The organism is Thioalkalivibrio halophilus (assembly GCF_001995255.1).
Taxonomy (GTDB): Bacteria; Pseudomonadota; Gammaproteobacteria; order Ectothiorhodospirales; family Ectothiorhodospiraceae; genus Thioalkalivibrio; species Thioalkalivibrio halophilus.
The window spans coordinates 12,252-29,870 of the sequence record NZ_MUZR01000049.1 but is presented as its reverse complement, the minus strand read 5'-3'; the positions used below and the strand labels follow the sequence as shown (position 1 = coordinate 29,870).

General features: G+C 67.9%; 18 protein-coding genes and 1 pseudogene. 10 read left to right on the top strand and 9 right to left on the bottom strand.

What is annotated here, in order from left to right; genetic code table 11:
* The first annotated feature begins 164 nt into the window (after positions 1-164).
* From B1A74_RS10890 to mntA, 7 genes are all read left to right on the top strand, one after another.
* A complete protein-coding gene (locus B1A74_RS10890; RefSeq protein WP_077244663.1) occupies positions 165-881 on the top strand; it encodes a TlpA disulfide reductase family protein in 717 nt (238 codons plus the stop codon).
* 22 nt (positions 882-903) lie between these two features.
* A complete protein-coding gene (locus B1A74_RS10885; protein WP_077244662.1) occupies positions 904-3,447 on the top strand; it encodes an ABC transporter substrate-binding protein in 2,544 nt (847 codons plus the stop codon).
* The gene (locus B1A74_RS10880) at positions 3,440-4,552 is read left to right on the top strand and encodes an ABC transporter permease (RefSeq protein ID WP_077244661.1); all 1,113 of its coding nucleotides are present in this window, start codon (positions 3,440-3,442) and stop codon (positions 4,550-4,552) included. The genes B1A74_RS10885 and B1A74_RS10880 overlap by 8 nt, the downstream gene beginning before the upstream one ends.
* Positions 4,549-5,883, top strand: a complete 1,335-nt coding sequence (locus B1A74_RS10875; RefSeq protein ID WP_077244660.1) for an ABC transporter permease — start codon at positions 4,549-4,551, stop codon at positions 5,881-5,883. Before B1A74_RS10880 ends, B1A74_RS10875 begins: the two co-directional genes overlap by 4 nt.
* Positions 5,883-6,872, top strand: coding sequence for an ABC transporter ATP-binding protein (locus tag B1A74_RS10870; RefSeq protein WP_077244659.1), 990 nt, complete (start codon positions 5,883-5,885; stop codon positions 6,870-6,872). Before B1A74_RS10875 ends, B1A74_RS10870 begins: the two co-directional genes overlap by 1 nt.
* Positions 6,869-7,867, top strand: a complete 999-nt coding sequence (locus tag B1A74_RS10865) for an ABC transporter ATP-binding protein (RefSeq protein WP_077244658.1) — start codon at positions 6,869-6,871, stop codon at positions 7,865-7,867. Before B1A74_RS10870 ends, B1A74_RS10865 begins: the two co-directional genes overlap by 4 nt.
* Before the next feature lie 66 nt (positions 7,868-7,933).
* The gene (mntA, locus tag B1A74_RS10860) at positions 7,934-8,320 is read left to right on the top strand and encodes a type VII toxin-antitoxin system MntA family adenylyltransferase antitoxin (RefSeq protein WP_077244657.1); all 387 of its coding nucleotides are present in this window, start codon (positions 7,934-7,936) and stop codon (positions 8,318-8,320) included.
* Positions 8,321-8,508: 188 nt separating this feature from the next.
* On the opposite strand, the gene B1A74_RS10855 is transcribed toward mntA, so the two are convergent.
* From B1A74_RS10855 to B1A74_RS10845, 3 genes are all read right to left on the bottom strand, one after another.
* Entirely contained in the window at positions 8,509-8,712 is a 204-nt protein-coding gene (locus B1A74_RS10855; RefSeq protein WP_018871287.1) for a YgaP family membrane protein, read from the bottom strand.
* Positions 8,713-8,825: 113 nt separating this feature from the next.
* A complete protein-coding gene (locus B1A74_RS10850) occupies positions 8,826-9,029 on the bottom strand; it encodes a YgaP family membrane protein (protein ID WP_018946163.1) in 204 nt (67 codons plus the stop codon).
* 81 nt (positions 9,030-9,110) lie between these two features.
* Entirely contained in the window at positions 9,111-10,415 is a 1,305-nt protein-coding gene (locus B1A74_RS10845) for a citrate synthase (RefSeq protein ID WP_026288886.1), read from the bottom strand.
* Between the two features lie 130 nt (positions 10,416-10,545).
* Here B1A74_RS10845 and B1A74_RS10840 point away from each other — a divergent pair.
* The 3 genes and pseudogenes from B1A74_RS10840 to B1A74_RS10830 form a co-directional block, all read left to right on the top strand.
* A pseudogene (locus B1A74_RS10840) lies at positions 10,546-10,641 on the top strand (type VII toxin-antitoxin system MntA family adenylyltransferase antitoxin); the annotation flags it as partial.
* 112 nt (positions 10,642-10,753) lie between these two features.
* On the top strand, positions 10,754-11,986 hold the full coding sequence (locus B1A74_RS10835; protein WP_024329895.1) for an AAA family ATPase: 1,233 nt from the start codon (positions 10,754-10,756) through the stop codon (positions 11,984-11,986).
* Positions 11,983-12,495 (top strand): hypothetical protein, encoded by a 513-nt coding sequence (locus B1A74_RS10830; protein WP_077244656.1) that lies wholly within the window; start codon positions 11,983-11,985, stop codon positions 12,493-12,495. The genes B1A74_RS10835 and B1A74_RS10830 overlap by 4 nt, the downstream gene beginning before the upstream one ends.
* Before the next feature lie 19 nt (positions 12,496-12,514).
* Here the strand turns inward: B1A74_RS10830 and B1A74_RS10825 are convergent, their stop codons facing one another.
* The 6 genes from B1A74_RS10825 to B1A74_RS10800 all read right to left on the bottom strand — a co-directional run bounded on the left by B1A74_RS10825 (position 12,515) and on the right by B1A74_RS10800 (position 17,522).
* Positions 12,515-13,474, bottom strand: a complete 960-nt coding sequence (locus B1A74_RS10825; protein ID WP_077244655.1) for a GGDEF domain-containing protein — start codon at positions 13,472-13,474, stop codon at positions 12,515-12,517.
* Between the two features lie 44 nt (positions 13,475-13,518).
* Positions 13,519-14,997, bottom strand: coding sequence for an FAD-linked oxidase C-terminal domain-containing protein (locus B1A74_RS10820; RefSeq protein ID WP_077244654.1), 1,479 nt, complete (start codon positions 14,995-14,997; stop codon positions 13,519-13,521).
* A 58-nt stretch (positions 14,998-15,055) separates the two neighbouring features.
* Positions 15,056-15,868 carry a creatininase family protein gene (locus B1A74_RS10815; protein WP_077244653.1) on the bottom strand — a complete coding sequence of 271 codons (813 nt, stop codon included), beginning with the start codon at positions 15,866-15,868 and terminating at the stop codon, positions 15,056-15,058.
* Entirely contained in the window at positions 15,855-16,655 is an 801-nt protein-coding gene (locus B1A74_RS10810) for an FkbM family methyltransferase (RefSeq protein ID WP_018946155.1), read from the bottom strand. Before B1A74_RS10810 ends, B1A74_RS10815 begins: the two co-directional genes overlap by 14 nt.
* A 70-nt stretch (positions 16,656-16,725) precedes the next feature.
* On the bottom strand, positions 16,726-17,229 hold the full coding sequence (locus tag B1A74_RS10805; RefSeq protein ID WP_024329901.1) for a hypothetical protein: 504 nt from the start codon (positions 17,227-17,229) through the stop codon (positions 16,726-16,728).
* On the bottom strand, positions 17,220-17,522 hold the full coding sequence (locus B1A74_RS10800) for a nucleotidyltransferase domain-containing protein (protein ID WP_028491180.1): 303 nt from the start codon (positions 17,520-17,522) through the stop codon (positions 17,220-17,222). Before B1A74_RS10800 ends, B1A74_RS10805 begins: the two co-directional genes overlap by 10 nt.
* Positions 17,523-17,619: the final 97 nt, after the last annotated feature.

Here is a 17,619-nt window from a genome sequence, read left to right as displayed (position 1 = left end):
TGTCCATGACCGGGGGGTGATCTCCCGCTGACGCTCGGGGGGCGGCCCCGCCCGGCCATTGCAAGGCGACGGGCCATGTCGGATGATCGGATCCTGCCCGGGGAAGCGGACGGGCCCCGGGTGCGTCTTTCCCGCGGTGGATCCTTTCTTTCGCGAGGTTCAATGTGCGGTCGATTCCGTGGTCCCGGACGGGGCGTGCGCTGTTGTGGCTGGTCTTTCTCCTTTTGCCGTCGGGCCTGCTGGCCGACGGCGCGGCGAAGGAGTTCACCATCGAACTGGATGGCGGGGATCTCCTGGAGGTAGAGACCCTCGGCGAGGCCGAAGGCACGGGTCCGCTGTTCATCTGGCTGATCCCGGCGGCCGAGGAGCTGGATGCCCCGCGCGAGCTGCTGGGCGAACTGGCGGAGCAGGGCGCCACGGTGTGGGTGGTGGACCTGCTCGATTCGCTGTTGCTGGAACGCGCCAGTTCCACCGTGCGCGGCGAGACCCACCGGCTGGAGGATCGTGCCGGTCAGGTGACGCTGGTGAACTTCTGGGCCAGCTGGTGCCCGCCCTGCGTGCACGAGATCCCGTCGATGAACCGCCTCGAAGGCTCGTATGACGAGGACGAGTTCGCGATCGTGTCGATCAATTTCCGCGAGTCGCCCGAGCACATCCTGGAATTCATGGAAGAGGTCGAGGTCGATTTCCCGGTGCTGATGGACGAGGATGGGGCGGTCTCGCAGGAATGGGGCGTGTTCGCCTTCCCCAGCTCGTTCCTGCTGGACCGCGAGGGCCGGGTGCGCTATTCCGTGAACGAGGCCATCGAGTGGGACACCGACGAGGTGCGTGAAGTGATCGACGAGCTGCGCGACGAACCCACCCCCGACGCCACGCCCTGAGCCCGTATCCCGAGGAGATCCCTTGTTCGATCTGCGCCGCCTGCTGCCCCTGTTGATCCTCGCCCTGCTGGCCGTGGCGATTGCGGGGACCCTGTGGATGGGCGGCCGCGGCGTCGACCAGGGCGCGGCGCCGACCGTGCAGCCGGGCGATGCCTCCGAGCGCCGCGGCGCACTGGTGGACGAGGTGGTGTTCACCGTGGAATCCGACCCCGGCCGCATCACTGCGCTGATCGAACGGGGGTCGCATCATTTGTTCGGCCAGGGGCTGGATTCGGCCACGCTGTTTCGCCAGATCCAGGCTTCGCCCGCGGTGGGGCACCATTTCTCGCGCGGTTCGGTGGCCGAACTCACGCTGAATCCGGCCGAGTTCGAGGACGGCCAGTTGAACCCCTTCGCCGATCGCGAGATCCGCGAGGCGGTGAACTGGCTGGTGGATCGCAGCCATATTGCGGAAGAGCTCTACGGCGGGCTCGCCACGCCGCGTTATCTCCCGCTGAACACCGCCTTTCCGGACTACGCACGCCTGGCCGGACCGGCGCGCGAGCTCGAGATCCGTTACCGCCACGATGCCGAACGTGCGCGCCGGGTGATCGGCGAACGCATGGAGGCCCTGGGCGCGGAACAGCGCGACGGTCGCTGGTTCCATGACGACGCGCCCGTGAGCATTCGGGTGCTGATCCGCACCGAGGACAACCGCGAGCGGGTGGGCGACTACGTGGCCAACCGGCTGGAGGACCTCGGCTTCGAGACCGAGCGGCTGTACCGCACCGCGGACGAGGCGACGCGCCTGTGGATAGCCAGTGATCCTGCCGCCGGCCGCTGGCACGTGTATACCGGCGGCTGGATATCCACGGTCATCAACCGCGATGTCGGCGGCGACTTCAACTATTACTACACCCCCCGCGGGCGACCGGACCCCCTGTGGCAGGCCTACGATCCCGATCCCGAACTGGACGAGCTCGCCGAGCGCCTGGAACGCCGCGAGTATCAGTCCGTGGAAGAGCGCGAGGAGCTGATGGCGCGCGCGCTGGAGCTGGCCATGAAGGATTCGGTGCGCATCTGGCTGGTGGATCAGCAAAGCGTCTGGCCGCATGCCGCGAACCTCGAGGTGGCGGTGGATCTGGCCGGCGGCGTGACCGGCTCCGGCCTGTGGCCCTATACCCTGCGCTTTCGTGACGGCGTGGGTGGCCGCGTGGTCATCGGCACGCCCAGCATGCTGACCGAGCCGTGGAACCCGGTGGCCGGTTCCAACTGGATCTTCGATCAGATGATCCTGCGTTCCCTGTCGGACCCGGCGGCGCTGGCCGATCCGTTCACCGGGCTCTACCGGCCCCAGCGCATCGCGCGCGCCCGGGTCACGGTGGAAGAGGACGCGCCGGTCGGGCGCACGCTGGACTGGGTGGAGCTGGAGAGTGTGGAGCGCATCGAGGTGCCCGGCGATGCCTGGCTGCGCTGGGACGCCGCAGAAGGGCGCAAGGTGACGGTGGACGAGGCCGAACCGGAGGGCCTGACGGCGCGTTCGCGTACCGAGATCGAATTCCACGACGGGTACCTGGATCGCTACTGGCACGATGGTTCCCGGGTGTCGGTCGCCGACATGATCCTGCCGTGGATCCTGACCTTCGAACGTGCCGATGAGGACAGCGCGCTGTTCGATCCGGGGCACGTGCCCACGTTTTCGGTCTATGAGCGCCATTTCCGCGGCTGGCGCATCACGGATACCGACCCGCTGACGGTGGAGGTCTACAGCGATCAGGTGTTCCCGGATGCGGAGAACCTGGTGGCCAACCGCGTGCCCGCCACCCAGCCCTGGCATGTGCTGGGGCTGGGGATCGAGGCCGAGCGCCAGGGCGATCTGGCCTTTTCCACCGGTCAGGCCGACCGGCGCGGCGTGGAGCAGACCAACCTGGTGGGCGGGCCGGCGCTGGAGATCCTGCGCGACTACCTGCGCGCGGCGCGCGCGGCGGAGCGGCTGCCGTTCGAGGAGACCCTGAGCGAGTGGGTCGATCCGGAGGAGATCCGCGAACGCTACGCGGCGCTGGAGCAGTGGCAGGCCGAACGCGGGCATTTCTGGGTTGGCGACGGGCCGTTCTATCTGCACCGCGTGCGCGCGGTGGAGGGTAGTCTGGTGCTGCGCCGCTTCGAGGACTTCCCCGATCCGGCGGACAAGTGGCTGCGCTTTGCGGAGCCGCGGATCCCCGAGGTCAGCGTGGACGGCCCGCTGATCGCCGAGCTGGGCGAGGCGGTCAGTCTGGATCTCGACATCCGTTTTGGCGGCGAGCCGTATCCGCATGAGGACATCGACGAGGTGCGCTGGATGCTGTTCGATGGCGACGACCGCCTCGCGCGGCGCGGCGAACTGGAGCCGGATGCGGAAGGGCGCTGGCGCCTGCATCTGGATGCGGAGATCCTCGACGCACTGGGTACCGGGGCTAACAGCCTGGAGTTCGCGGTGACCGCGACGCCGGTCGCCCTGCCGGCCTTTGCCACCCATGCGTTCGCCACGGTGCCAGGCGGGCGGGTGCCGCAACCACGGGCCGATCCAGCGGAGGAAGGCGATGACTGACGGGGCCGTCAACGCCGCCCGACGCGGCTGGCTGCGCGATCTGCGCCGCCTGGCCGTGTTTACCGGCAAGCGCCTGCTGGCGCTGCTGGTGACGGTGCTGATCGGGGTCTATCTGACCATCGTGATCGCCAACATGGGCGGGCAGGTGGATGACCTGCGCCTGGCCCAGATCGAGACCACGGCGGCCGAGGCGGTGCGTGCGGATCCGGCGTTCCATGATCTGCCGTCCGCTGAGCGGACCGAGCTGGTCGAGCAGCAGGTGGCGCTGGAAGTGGAGCGCCTGCGCCTGGACGAGCCCTTCATCTGGCGCAGTTTCGACTATCTCTACCAGGCGATGATCCTGGACCTGGGCCGGGCCGAGGAGATGCATTCCGATGCCGGCTCGCGCCAGGTCTTCAACATCATCGCCGAACGCCTGCCGGCCACCCTGCTGCTGTTCGGTACCGCCAACCTGCTGGTGTTCTTCGTCGCGGTGTTTGCCGCGCTGGGGCTGTCGCGGCGCTACGGCTCGGCGCTGGATCAGAGCGTCATCGGGCTGGCGCCCAGCTCGGCGGCGCCGGGGTGGTTCTACGGTATCTTCCTGATCCTGCTGCTGGCGTTCATCTGGCCGCTGTTCCCGGCGGGAGGGATGGTCTCGGTGCCACCGCCGGAGGACGGCTGGGCCTACGCCTCCAGCGTGCTCCGGCACATGGCGCTGCCGGTGCTGGCGATGTTCATCTCGCAGATCTTCATCTCGATCTATTCCTGGCGCACCTTCTTTCTGATCCATTCCAGCGAGGACTACGTGGAGATGGCACGCGCCAAGGGGCTGCCGGATCGCCTGATCGAACAGCGCTACATCCTGCGGCCCACGCTGTCGCCCATCGTGACCAGTTTCCTGCTGATGCTGATCGGGCTGTGGAGCGGCGCGATCATCCTCGAACAGGTGTTCAACTGGCCGGGTCTGGGCACGCTGCTGTTCGAGGCCATCGGCCATCGCGACACCCCGGTGATCATCGGATCGGTGGTGATCTTTGCCTACCTGCTGGCCATCACCGTGTTCGTGCTGGACTTCCTCTACGCCATCCTCGATCCGCGCGTGCGCATTGAAGGAGGCCGTTCATGAGCCCCTGGAGCGAGGGCCTGCGTCGGCTGCGACGCTATCCGTCGGCGGTGGCGGGGATGCTGATCATCCTCGCCCTGCTGGGCACGGCGATCTACGCGGTCACCGCCATCCCGTACAGCGAGGCGCAGAAGCTCTGGCGCGGCGGCGAGGTCTGGCAGGATCTGCCGGTGAATGCCGCGCCGGTGTGGACGGACCGGCTGTTCGGCGGCAACGCGCCGCGCACCGTGAAGGCCGGGAGCGAGGCGGCCGAGCGGGAATTCGCGGCCTTCGACGGAGGACGCATCGAGGAGCAGACCCTGCGCTTCGACTTCCCCTATGACGATTTCCCGGGGGAGATCAACCTGTTCCTGCAGGCCGAGTTCGAGCAGCGGCCGCCGTTCGTGCGCATGAGCTGGCACCGGCCCGACGGCAGCGAGGTGGCCCTGGGCTCGCGGCGGGTCAGTGCCGAGGAGCGGGTGTCGATCTCCCAGGACCAGGGCCTGGAGGGGCGCCTGGGGCATGCCCCGCAGGTTGGTCTGTTCAGTGACGCCGATGTCGAAGACCCGGAACCCCGGGTCCTGCCGGGGACCTACGAGCTGGTACTGGAAACCGTGCATTTCGAGCCCGAAGGCCGCATGGACGCCGAACTGGTGGCCTACGGGCAGGTCCACGGGCTGTTCGGCACCGACCATCAGCGTCGCGATCTGTCCGTGGCCCTGCTGTGGGGCACCCCGGTGGCGCTGGCGTTCGGGCTGATCGCCGCGGTGGGGACCACCATCACCACCCTGATCATCGCCGCCGCCGGCGTGTGGTACGGCGGCTGGGTGGATGCCGCGATCCAGCGCCTGACCGAGGTCAACATCATCCTGCCGCTGCTGCCCATCCTGGTGATGGTGGGCACGCTCTATTCCACCAGTATCTGGCTGATGCTGGGCGTGGTGGTGGCCCTGGGGATCTTCTCCGCCGGGATCAAGATGTACCGTGCGATGCTGCTGCCGATCCGCCAGGCCCCGTACATCGAGGCGGCGCGCGCCTACGGCGCCGGCAGCCCGCGGATCGTGCTGCGCTACATGGTGCCGCGCATCCTGCCGGTGCTGATCCCCACGTTCGTGACCCTGATCCCGACCTACGTCTTCCTCGAGGCGTCGCTGGCGGTGCTGGGCCTGGGGGATCCGGTGCTGCCGACCTGGGGCAAGGTGCTGCACGACGCCCAGGCGCAGTCGGCCCTGTACCACGGGTTCTACTACTGGGTGGTGAGCCCCGCGGCGCTGCTGATGCTGACCGGACTGGGTTTCGCCATGCTCGGCTTCGCCCTGGACCGCGTGTTCAATCCCCGGCTGAGGAACCTGTGATGGCGGTGACGGCCAATCCCGACAGCCCGCTGCTGGAGATCGAGGACCTGCGGATGCAGTACCGCACCGAGCAGGGCCCGGTGAACGCGGTCGACGGGGTCAATCTGGAGATCCGCCGCAACGAGGCGCTGGTGGTGCTGGGCGAGTCCGGCTGCGGCAAGTCCTCGCTGGCCAAGGTCCTGCTGCGCACCCTGCCGCGCAATGCCGGGCGACCCACCGGCCAGGTACGCCTGGACGGGCGCGACGTGCTGGCCCTGTCCGAGGAGCGCTTCCGCCGCGAGGTACGCTGGGTACGCATCGCGCTGGTGATGCAGGCCGCGATGAATGCGCTGAACCCGGTGGTGCGGGTGGGCGAACAGGTCGCCGAGCCGCTGCGCATCCATCGGGGATGGTCGCGGCGTGCGGCCATGGCCCGTGCGGCCGAGGCCTTCGAGGAGGTCGGCATCGCCACGGACTTCCTGCAGCGTTATCCGCACGAGCTGTCCGGCGGCATGCGCCAGCGCGCGGTGCTGGCGATGGCGCTGGTGACCGACCCCGACCTGGTGATCCTCGACGAGCCGACCTCGGCACTGGACGTGCTGACCCAGGCCTCGATCATGAACGTGCTCAAGCGCATCAAGCGCGATCGCGGCACCAGCTTCGTGCTGATCACCCACGACGTGGCCACCTCCAGCGAACTGGCCGACCGCGTCGCCCTGATGTATGCCGGGCAGGTGGTGGAGGAGGCGTCCGCCGAGGCCTTCTTCACCGCCCCGGGGCACCCCTATTCGCAAATGCTGATGGCCTCGGTGCCGCGGCTGCGCCAGGAAGAACCGCCGGTGCCCATTCCCGGGCGTCCGCCCAGCCTGCAGGATCCGCCGACCGGCTGCCGCTTCGCCGAGCGTTGCCCGCGGCGGTTCGAACGCTGCGCCGAGGACCCGGCGGTGTTCCACCCGGATGCGCGCCATCGCGTGCGCTGCTGGCTGCACGAAGCGGGAGGGACCGGATGAACACCCGTGACCGCAGTGAACCCCTGCTGGTCGCCGAAGACCTGCAGACCCATTTCGAACTGCGCCAGTGGGGATTCATCCGCACCGGGACCGTGCGCGCGGTGGACGGGGTGCGTTTCACCCTGGATGCCGGCGAGGCCGCCGCGGTGGTGGGCGAGTCCGGCTGCGGCAAGTCGTCGCTGGCGCGCACCCTGCTGGGGCTCAACCGGCCCACCGGCGGGGCGGTGCGCTTCGAGGGACAGTCGCTGGCCGATCTGAAGGGAGCCGACCTGAAGGCGTACCGCGCCCGGGTGGGGTACGTGCAGCAGGATCCCTACGGCGCCCTGCCGCCGTTCATGGACATCCGCCGCGCGCTGGAGGAACCGCTGGTCGTGCACGGGATCGGCCCGCGCGCCGAGCGCGAACGGCGCATCGACGCGGCGCTGGAGGAGGTCGGCCTGACCCCGGTGGCCCAGGTGCGCGGCAAGTTCCCGCATCAGCTGTCCGGCGGGCAGCAGCAACGGGTGGTGATCGCCCGTGCCCTGCTGCTGCGGCCGAAGCTGATCATCGCCGACGAACCGGTGTCGATGCTGGACGCCTCGGTGCGGGTGGAGATCCTCGACCTGCTGCACCGGGTGCAGCGCGAGCACGACATCGCGCTGCTCTACATCACCCACGACCTTTCCACCGTGCGTCACTACGCCGGGCGGGTGATGGTGATGTACGCCGGCCGCATCGTGGAGCAGGCGCCGGTGGACGCACTGCTGGACGCCCCGCAGCATCCCTACACCGAGGCGCTGCTGTCGGCGCTGGCCGACCCCGACCCCGCCAACGCTCGGCAGATGCGCGAGATCCCCGGCGGCGAGGCCCCCAGCCTGGTCAGCCCGCCGCCGGGCTGCCGTTTCCATCCACGCTGCCCGCAGGCCATGGCCGGCGTCTGCGAGACCCGCGACCCGCCCGATTTCCGCCCCGCGCCGTACCACCGCGCCGCCTGCTGGCTGCGCGAACCGGAGTAAACGGCGCTCTCCGCCCGGGGGCTGCTACCATGATTCCTGCATTGAATCTCGCAACGGAGCAGGACCATGACGGAACCGACGGTACTGCGTCGCGCCCTTGAAGACCTCGACGGACTGGACTTCGTGGTACTGATCGGCAGTCGCGCGAGGGGCGATGCGCACGAGCAAAGCGACTGGGACCTGGCCGTGCAGTGGTCGGACGCCCCTGATGATGCCCTGGACGCTTTCGCGCGGGACGAGTCCCTGCGTCGCCGGATTGCGGCCGCGTTGGGCACCCACGACGACCGGGTCGACATCGTCAATCTGGAGCGGGCCGGACTGGCCATGCGGGCCGTGGTCGCCGAGGAGGGCATTCCGGTGGTCGGCGAGGATCGACCGCCATGGGCGTGGTTCCTGACACGTACCTGGCGCGAGCTGGAGTTCCGGGAATGGGAGCGTGAGCATGCAGCTTGAGCTCTATCTCCAGGAAGTGCGGCATCTGGCCGGCCGCCAGAGGGCCGTGCTGGACGAGGCCGCCGAACGCCTCCGGCCCCGGTCCTGAAGCCCGAGCCTCTGAACGAAAAAGGGCCCGGACGGTGACGTCCGGGCCCTTTTGTGCGCCCGCCGGTCGGGGCGGGCGCGAGGTGTCTGCCGGGCTGGCCTCAGCTGAAGGCTTCGCCGGGCTTCACGCCCAGGGCCTTGAGGATCATGGCCAGCGGGCAAAAGCCGGTGAAGGCGGACTGCAGCAGGTTGAGGCCGACAAAGCCGGTCAGCAGCAGCCACAGCGGGCTGAACTGCCACGCCAGAATGGCGCTGATGATGATGACGGTGCCGGCAAAGGCCATAACGATGCGGTCAATACTCATGGGGTGTTCTCTCCTGGTGAAGCATTAGTGTTTATTAATATGAGCGCTCGCGCCCCCAAACACAAGGGGGTCCCGGGGTTCTGTCCGGCACCCCGACGGTGGCGCGACCGACTTCAGCGAAAGATCTCGCCGGGTTTCAGTCCCGTCGATTTCAGGATCTTCACCAGGGGGCAGAAGCCGGTGAAGGAGGCCTGGATCAGATGCACGCCAATGAATACGGCAAGCAGCAGCCACCACGGACTGGCTGCCCAGGTCAGCAGGGCGCTGATCAGGACCACGATACCGGCAAACAGCATGAAAAACCGATCGGTGGACATGGGTCGTTCCTCCCTTGTGTCCGACACATGTCCTGTACATAGCACCTGCCCGTCGCTTCGACAAGCCCGCTCCGGACAAGGCTAGCGCTCCTCGATCGGCCGGTACTCCCGTTCGGGGTAACCCGTGTAGAGCTGACGCGGGCGGCCGATGCGCGATTCGGGGTCCTGCATCATCTCGTTCCAGTGCGAGATCCAGCCGACGGTGCGGGCCAGGGCGAAGATCACGGTGAACATGTTCAGGGGGATTCCCATCGCGCGCAGGATGATGCCGGAGTAGAAGTCGACGTTGGGGTAGAGTTTGCGCTCGATGAAGTAGTCGTCCTCCATCGCGATGCGCTCCAGCTCCATGGCCACGTCGAACAGCGGCTGGTTGTCGGCGCCCATGTCGCCCATCTCTTCCAGCAGTTCGTGGCACATCTTGCGGATGATCTTCGCGCGCGGGTCGTAGTTCTTGTACACCCGGTGGCCGAAGCCCATCAGGCGGAAGGAGTCGTTCTTGTCCTTGGCCCGGGCGACGAAGTCCTCGACGCTCTTGTCGGAGTGCACGATCTCCTCGAGCATGCGGATGACCTTCTCGTTCGCGCCGCCGTGCAGTGGACCCCACAGCGAGGCGATGCCGGCGGAGATCGCGGCGAACGGGTTGGCCTCGGAGGAGCCGGACAGGCGCACGGTGGAGGTCGAAGCGTTCTGCTCGTGGTCGGCGTGCAGGATCAGGATCAGGTCCAGCGCGCGCACGAACACCGGGTTCGGCTGGTACGGCTCGCTGGGCACGCCGAACATCATCGACAGGAAGTTGGCGGTGTAGGACAGGTTGTTGTCCGGGTACATGAACGGCTGGCCGTTGGCGTACTTGTACGACCAGGCGGCGATGGTCGGCATCTTGGAGATCAGCCGGTGCGCGGCGATGCGCCGGTGTTCCGGGTTATGCACGTCCACATTGTCGTGGTAGAAGGCCGACAGCGCCCCGACCACGCCCACCATGATCGCCATCGGGTGCGCGTCGTGGCGGAAGCCGTCGAAGAAGCGGCGCACCGCCTCGTGCAGCATCGAGTGCTCCTTGATGATGCGCGAGAAGTCGTGCAGCTCGTCGGAGGACGGCAGGTCGCCGTTGAGCAGCAGATAGCACACCTCCAGATAGGTGCTCTGGCCGGCAAGCTGCTCGATCGGGTAGCCGCGATAGAGCAGGGTGCCGGCGTCGCCGTCGATGAAGGTGACGTCCGAGCGACAGCTGGCGGTCGACATGAACCCCGGGTCGTAGGTGAAGTAGCCGAGCTCCTTGTACAGCGCGCGGATGTCGATGCAGTTGGGCCCGTGCGAACCCTCCTGCAGCGGCAGCTCGATGCTCTTGCCGGTGGAGTTGTCGGTCAGCGTGACGGTCTTGCTCATGGAACGGCCTCGCGTGGAATCGATGATGGCGACCAGACCCGAATGGTAAACCAATCGTTCCGCGGCCACAGCCGCACATGAAAGCGACTCGAGCGCGAGCGTGCACATGGATCAGCGTTTCCCTAGAATCCGGGACATGACCCGCCATCTGTTCGATCAGGCCGATTTCCTGCCGTACCGTGATCGCATCCTCGCCGCGCGGAGGGATGCATGGATCAACGGGTGATCGAACAGAAACTGGAGACCCTGAGCTACTGCGTCGAGCGCGTGGCCCCGTTCGGAGGGGCCGGTGTCGCAGGGTCGAATTCACTTCGACTTAACAACAGGAACACCGTGCCGTGAGGCTGCAGCTGGCGACGTTTGACAATTTTCGCCTGTGGGAGCGGCTCGAAGTTGAACTGGGCTCGCGATTGACTCTCCTGATGGGCGAGAACGGTTCCGGGAAGACGGCCATACTGGATGGTGTCGCCATCGGGCTTGGCGAGATCCTGAAGCATCTTCCCGGGGTCACGGGCATTGATTTCAGAAAAAGAGGCGAGATTCATCAAAGCGGCAACCGGGTGCGGCCCTATACGCGGGTGACGCTGAAAAGCACCATCCCGGGGCTGGAATGGGAACGGGTTCAGCGTCGGGATCGAAGCCGCACCACGGCGGCTGCCGTCCCGACCGGTCCCGGAGTTCGGTCCCTGCGCAACCACCTGGACGAGAAGGTGATTGACCCCTCGCAGGAGGACCGGGATTTCGAGATGCCGGTCGTGGCCTACTACGGCGTGTCCCGTGCCGTGCTCGATATTCCGTTGCGGCGCCGCAACTTCCCTACCGATTACAGTCGATTCGATGCCCTGGTGGGTGCCCTGGAGGCCAGCACCCGGTTCAAGTCGGCTTTCGCGTGGTTCTATTTCAAGGAAAACGAGGAACATACAAGGCAGAAGGCTGCCCGCAGCTTCGACGTGACCCTGCCGGAACTCGATGCGGTGCGTCGAGCCATCACCCGCGTGTTCCCCGATCTATCCAACCCGCGGATCGAGGTCAACCCCTTGCGGCTGGCGGTCGACAAGGAAGGCGAGACCTTTGATATCGCGCAGCTGAGTGACGGTTACCAGACCCTCCTTGGGCTGATCATGGACCTGGCCGCTCGTATGGCCATGGCCAACCCGGATCAGGACGATCCACTGGCCGCGGAAGCCGTGGTGATGATTGACGAGGTGGATCTGCATCTGCATCCGGCATGGCAGCGTCGCGTCGTGGGTGACCTGCTGGCCACGTTCCCCCGCACCCAGTTCATCCTGACAACCCACAGCCCCTATATCGTCGAGGCCTTGAACAACCACCTGCAGCGATATCGGATCGAGGGGCTGGTGCGTGATGACGGGGAGGCGGAGGTCCGGGATTTGATGGCGCTGGATCCGGCGGACGTTGCGGCCTATGGCATGCAGGGGCGCGAGGCGGTTGAGCTGCTGGACGGGTCTTCCGGACTTCTGGATGACCGGCTGCTGCAGCATTTCAACGAGATCAATCAGCTCTATGACCGTATGCGGGATATCGAGTGGGAGCATGGGGGGGAGGCATGACGTCCGGCTACGCGGATCAATGTAGCTGCCGGCGCATGTGGGCACATCAGCCCTCCACGCTCTGTACGGATCAGTACACCTTTGCCGAGAATGGCAAACAGGTTCGTTACGCGCCGCGTCAGCAGGAAGAAACCCGGGCCATCGTCCTGGATGACTGTGTCTTTAGCGACAACGAGATGCGCTGCGATGGCCTGTTCCTCTGGTGGCAGGTTCGCGGGGGGCGGAAGGTTGCTGCGCTGGTCGAATTGAAGGGTGCCGGTGATATTTCGCACGGCTTCGAACAGTTGGCGCATGTGCGCAGCCAGCGTCCGGAGTATCAGGAAATGGTCTCGAGCCTTAACAAGGAGGCTCCCGGTCGACGGGCCTTTGAAAGAGCCGTGATTGTGACCAGCGGCCAGATGACCAAGCCCGAGCGTGTGCGCCTCGAAACGCAGTACGGGATTCGTGTGAGAGTGATTACGCACAGCGTGCCTACCCGTCCCGTTCCGGACCTGCGGGACGAGTTCTGAAGGACTTGTGACGCCTGATTCAGCGGGTGTGGCGCTGGCGCAGGAGATCGCGTTCGGCGAGGTGGGGAGTGTGCTGCAGGCCCTCGCCCGGGTGGCGCAGGGCGCGGCCGGTTTCGATGGCGGGGTGATGGTCCCGCAGGGCCGTGCGGATCTCGGCGTGGCGTCGTTCCAGGGCGTCGGGGCCGGTGTCCACCAGCAGCAGGCCGAACCGGTTGCCGGCGATACGCGCCACACGGTCGCCGGGGAGCAGCAGGCCCTGCAGGATCGGTCCGAGTTTCGCCAGCAGCCGGTCGCCCTGGCCGATGCCCGCGTCCCGGTTGATGGCCTCCAGATCGGTGACCTCGGCGAGGACCACCGCGCAGGGCTGCCCGTTGCGCTGGCAGCGTTCTTCCTCGCCTTCCAGGGCCATGTCCCATCCGCGCCGGTTCAGGGTGCCGCTCACCGGATCGGAGCCGGGCAGCAGGGCCGTGGCCTGGCGTTCGCGGTCGAGGATGTCGTTCTCGCGCTGCAGGGCCAGCAGGTGGCCCGCGGTGTCGGCCAGGGCCTTCAGGGCGGTGTGGCGGTCGTGGAGCTGCGGGTCCACGGGCTCGGGATGCACGCCGCACAAAGTGCCGAACAGGTTCCCGTCGCGGTCGTGCAGCGGAAAACCGACATAGGCGCCCACCGGGAGCTGGTGGTTCACCGGCGCGTCGCGATAGACCGGGATCCCGCTCGTATCCGGGGCGATGGACGGGGCGTCGCCGCAGGCCATGTGGATGCAGCAGGAGCCGTGCCAGTCGAGGACGATGCCCGGGGCGATCGTGCCGCCCTGGTCCAGGGCGTGCAGGATGATCCAGTCGCGTCCTTCGACCCGGGTCAGCAGCCAGGTGTCCAGCGGGGCTATGGCGTACAGCGCGTCCATCAGCGAACGGACGGCGCCGGAGAAGGCGTCGATGCCGGGCTCGGCGTGCTGCGGGGGGCGGGGGTTCGGGGCTTCCATGCGCGGATTCCGGGTCGGGTTGTCAGGGGGAACGGCCGTGATGATCAGAACCGGGGCAGGTTCGGGTGCGGTGGTTGCGCCGAGCGCACGTGCTGGCGGCCGAATTCGGCGCAGCGCGCCAGGGTGGGTACGGCCTTGCCGGGGTTCAACAGACCCCGCGGTTCGAACGCGCGGCGCAGGGCATGGAACTGCTCCAGCTCGGCGGAGGCGAACTGCACGCACATGCCGTCCAGCTTTTCCACGCCCACGCCGTGCTCGCCGGTAACCGTGCCGCCCACCGCCACGCACAGCTCCAGGATCGCCTCGCCGAAGGCCTCGGCGGTCTCGATCTGGCCCGGCTGGCTGGCGTCGTAGAGGATCAGCGGGTGCAGGTTGCCGTCGCCGGCGTGGAACACGTTGCACACGCCCAGCCCGTGTTCGGCGGAGAGTGCCTCGATGCGTTCGAGCACGTGCCCGAGCTGGTGGCGCGGGATGGTGCCGTCCATGCAGTAGTAGTCGGGCGAGATACGGCCGGCCGCGGGGAAGGCGGCCTTGCGCCCGGCCCAGAAGCGCGCGCGCTCGGCGTCGTCCTGTGCGGTACGGACCTCCGTCGCGCCCAGCTCCAGCAGTTTTTCGCGCACGAACATCACGCTCTCCGAGACCTCGCTGTTGCTGCCGTCCAGCTCGCACAGCAGGATGGCCGCGGCATCCACCGGATAGCCGGCATGGACGAAGTCCTCGGCGGCGCGGATCGCGGCGTTGTCCATCATCTCCAGACCCGCGGGGATCAGCCCGGCAGCGATGATGCCGGCCACCGCGGCGCCGGCGGTCTCCACGTCGTCAAAGCTCGCCATCAGCACCTGGGTGCGCTCCGGGCGCGGCAACAGACGCACGGTGACCTCGGTGACGATCCCCAGCATGCCCTCGGAGCCGATCAGGAAGGCCAGCAGGTCCAGTCCCTCGGTGTCCAGGGTCTTGCCGCCGACGCGGATGACTTCACCGTCCAGGGTCACGAACTCCAGCCCGGTCACGTTGTGGACCGTGAGGCCGTATTTCAGGCAGTGCACGCCGCCGGCGTTCTCGGCCACGTTGCCGCCGATGGAGCAGGCGATCTGCGACGAGGGGTCGGGGGCGTAGTACAGCCCGGCAGGTGCCGCGGCCTCGGAGATCGCGAGGTTGCGCACGCCCGGCTGGACCACCGCGCAGCGGTTGTCGGCGTCGATCTCGAGGATGCGGTTGAAGCGTGCCATCGACAGCAGCAGGCCCTCGGCGCTGGGCAGCGCACCCCCGGACAGGCCGGTGCCCGCGCCGCGCGGCACCACCGGCACGCCGTGCTCGCGGCAGGCCGTCAGGCACAGCTGGAGTTGTTCCATGCTGGCGGGCAGGGCGACCGCGCCGGGGACCTCGCGAAAGGCCGAGAGGCCGTCGCATTCGTACGCGCGGCGCTCGCTTTCCTCGACGATCAGCGCCTCGGGCGGCAGCTGTACGCGCAGGGTGTCGATCACGGCGGCCAGACCGGCCTGCGGGGTCGTTACGGTACTCATGCCCGCGATGGTAGACCGTTGCCTGCCGGCCGGGACAATTCCGCAGTTTCCGGAGGGCTCACGCGAGCCGGTCCAGGGGGAAGGCGCGGGCGTCGCGCAGGGCGGCGGCCAGGTGGGTGGCGTAGTGGTCCACGAGGGCCGCGCCCTCGGCGGCGGTGGCCGCTGCCGCATTCCCGGTGGTGCCGGCGGGGTTGAGGTCGCCGGCCAGCCAGGCGAATCCGGCCGCTCCCTCGGGTCGCAGGACCTCCAGCGAGGCCTCCAGCTCCTCGCCCAGCGATCCCGCGTGGCGGGCCTCGGCGTCGTGTACGCTGGCGGGCGCCAGATGGCGCATCATCGCCGTCTCGATGCGCCCGCCGTGCAGGCCATGGCGGCATTCCGCGGCCGGAATGCCGGCCTGCGCCGGCGGATCCTGCAGGAAATAGTGATGCCGCACGATCAGCATGCGCTGCCGGCGACGCAGTTCCAGCGCCGCGGTGTCGGCCACCGCCCGGTTGCCGCCATGGCTGTTGTGCAGCACCAGGCGGCGCACGCCGGCGCCGGCCACGGCCCGGCCGGTTTCCACCAGCACGCGGATGGCGGTCTCCGGTGTCAGGCTGAGGGTGCCGGCGAAGCGGGCATGTTCGGGGCTGGCCAGGATCGTCAGTGGCGGCAGGGCCAGCAGGGGGAAATCCGCGGGAAGCTGCGCCCACGCCGCCTGCAGCAGGCCCTCGCCGATGCGCAGGTCGGTGTCCAGCGGCAGATGCGGCCCGTGCTGTTCGATGGCCGCCAGCGGCAGCACGGCGACCGGGTCGCGGCCGGCGAGTTCGGCCGCCTCGGCGGTGGTCAGGTCCTGCCAGCGGGGCAGGGGGCGGGGCGCGTCAGGATCGGGCATGCGGCATGCGCAGGCGGGCGTAGAGATCGCCGGAGCCGTAATCCGCGGCGTGGGCCTCCAGCCACAGCCGCACCCGACCCCGGTCCTGCCAGCGGGCGAAGCGGTACTCGCGCTGCTCGCCGGCGATCACGTTGAATTCGTAGTCGCCCAGCTCGGCCAGGCGCTCCATGCCGGCAATGGCAATGTCCAGCGCGCCGGCGACGAACTCGAGTGACAGCGCCGGGATCGGCTGGGACAGCCCGGACAGAACCTCGACTTCATAGCCTTCGACGTCGATCTTGCAGAATGCCGGCAGACCGTATTCGGCGATCAGATCGTCGAGGGTGATGACCGGCACCTGCAAATGATCTTCCCAGCGCACGCTCCGAAAACCGTCGTTGCGCCGTGGCAGCTCGTCAGTCCAGCGCTGCGACAGCGTGGAGACCGTGGGAGTCCGGTGGCTGATGTGCAGGTCGGCCGTGCCGGGTTCGGCGCCCACCGCCTCGCCGCGCACGGTCACGTTGCGCCGCCGGCCGGGGCCGCGCTCGAGCCAGCGGCGCAGCACGGGCTGCGGCTCGACCGCGATCACGTGTCCGCCGAGGCGGGAGAAGGCCAGCGTGCGATCCCCCAGATGGGCGCCGATGTCGAACACCCGGTCGTCGCGCCCGATGAACGGACGGTACAGCCGGCGCAGCGCCCGCTGGCGCCCGGGGCGCCGGTAGATCGCCAGCGAGCGCAGCAGGCCCAGGGTAGCGTTCAGCCGCTCGCGCGCGGCCGGAGACGGGTCGGGATTCGGGGGCGCGTCCATGCTCCCCAGCTTAGGGAAACGCGAATCCATGTGCACGCCCGCCCGGTCCTGTTCGCCTGCAAGCAGGCTCCTACGGGCGCGCAGCGGCAGGGTCGGGAGCGTCCGGCAGCAGATCCTGCGCGGCCCGTTCCAGACGGTCGCGCGTTTGTTCCAGCAGGGCCACGAGTTCGAGCGCCCGCTGCAGTGCCTCGGCGAACTCCTCCGGGTCGCGCATGTATTCATGGACCAGGCGGTTGCGGAGGTTGCGGGCCTCCATCCAGTCGTCGATGGAATCCAGGTGTCCAAGACGCTCCATGCGACTCAGGTTGTCGAGGGCGGGGCCTACATGTTCCAGCCAGTGTCGCAGGAGCTCCGGGACCAGTTTGTCGCCAAGGGTGTCCTGCAACCGACCGAAGCGCGCCACGAACGCATCCAGGCGTTCGGAAAGCTCCGGCTGGTCCTCGAGACCGGCAACCCAGTCGGCGGAGATGGGTTCGGATGCCAGTCGGTCAACGGTCTGGCGCAGGTGTCGGGCCTCCTTGCGTGTGGTCTCCAGCAGAAATTTCAGTCGTTCCGGATCCGGGTTCAGTGCCACAGGACAACCCCCTGTTCGCGCGCACGGTCGTGGATGGGCTGGTGCCGGGTATTGGGATCGACGATGAGGACGTCGATGTGCTGATCGCCGAGCGCCCTTTGCAGGCGAGCCGTGTAGCGGGCCGCCATCGCCGCCCGGTTTTCCACCGGGCGGGGCGTTTCCACCAGCAGGTCGATATCGCCACCGCGGGCCGCATCGTCGACGCGCGATCCGAACAGATAAACGGTACAGTCCCCGAACAGTTCGCGGGCGGTGTGGTGGATCGTTTTACGCTGGTCTTCGCTCAATCGCATCGTGGTCCTCCGGGTCCCGGGTGGGATTGTATGCCGAGTACGGGCCGGAACGCTCGGGGGCGGGGCCGGTCCCAATGGACATTGCGTATTCTGGCTG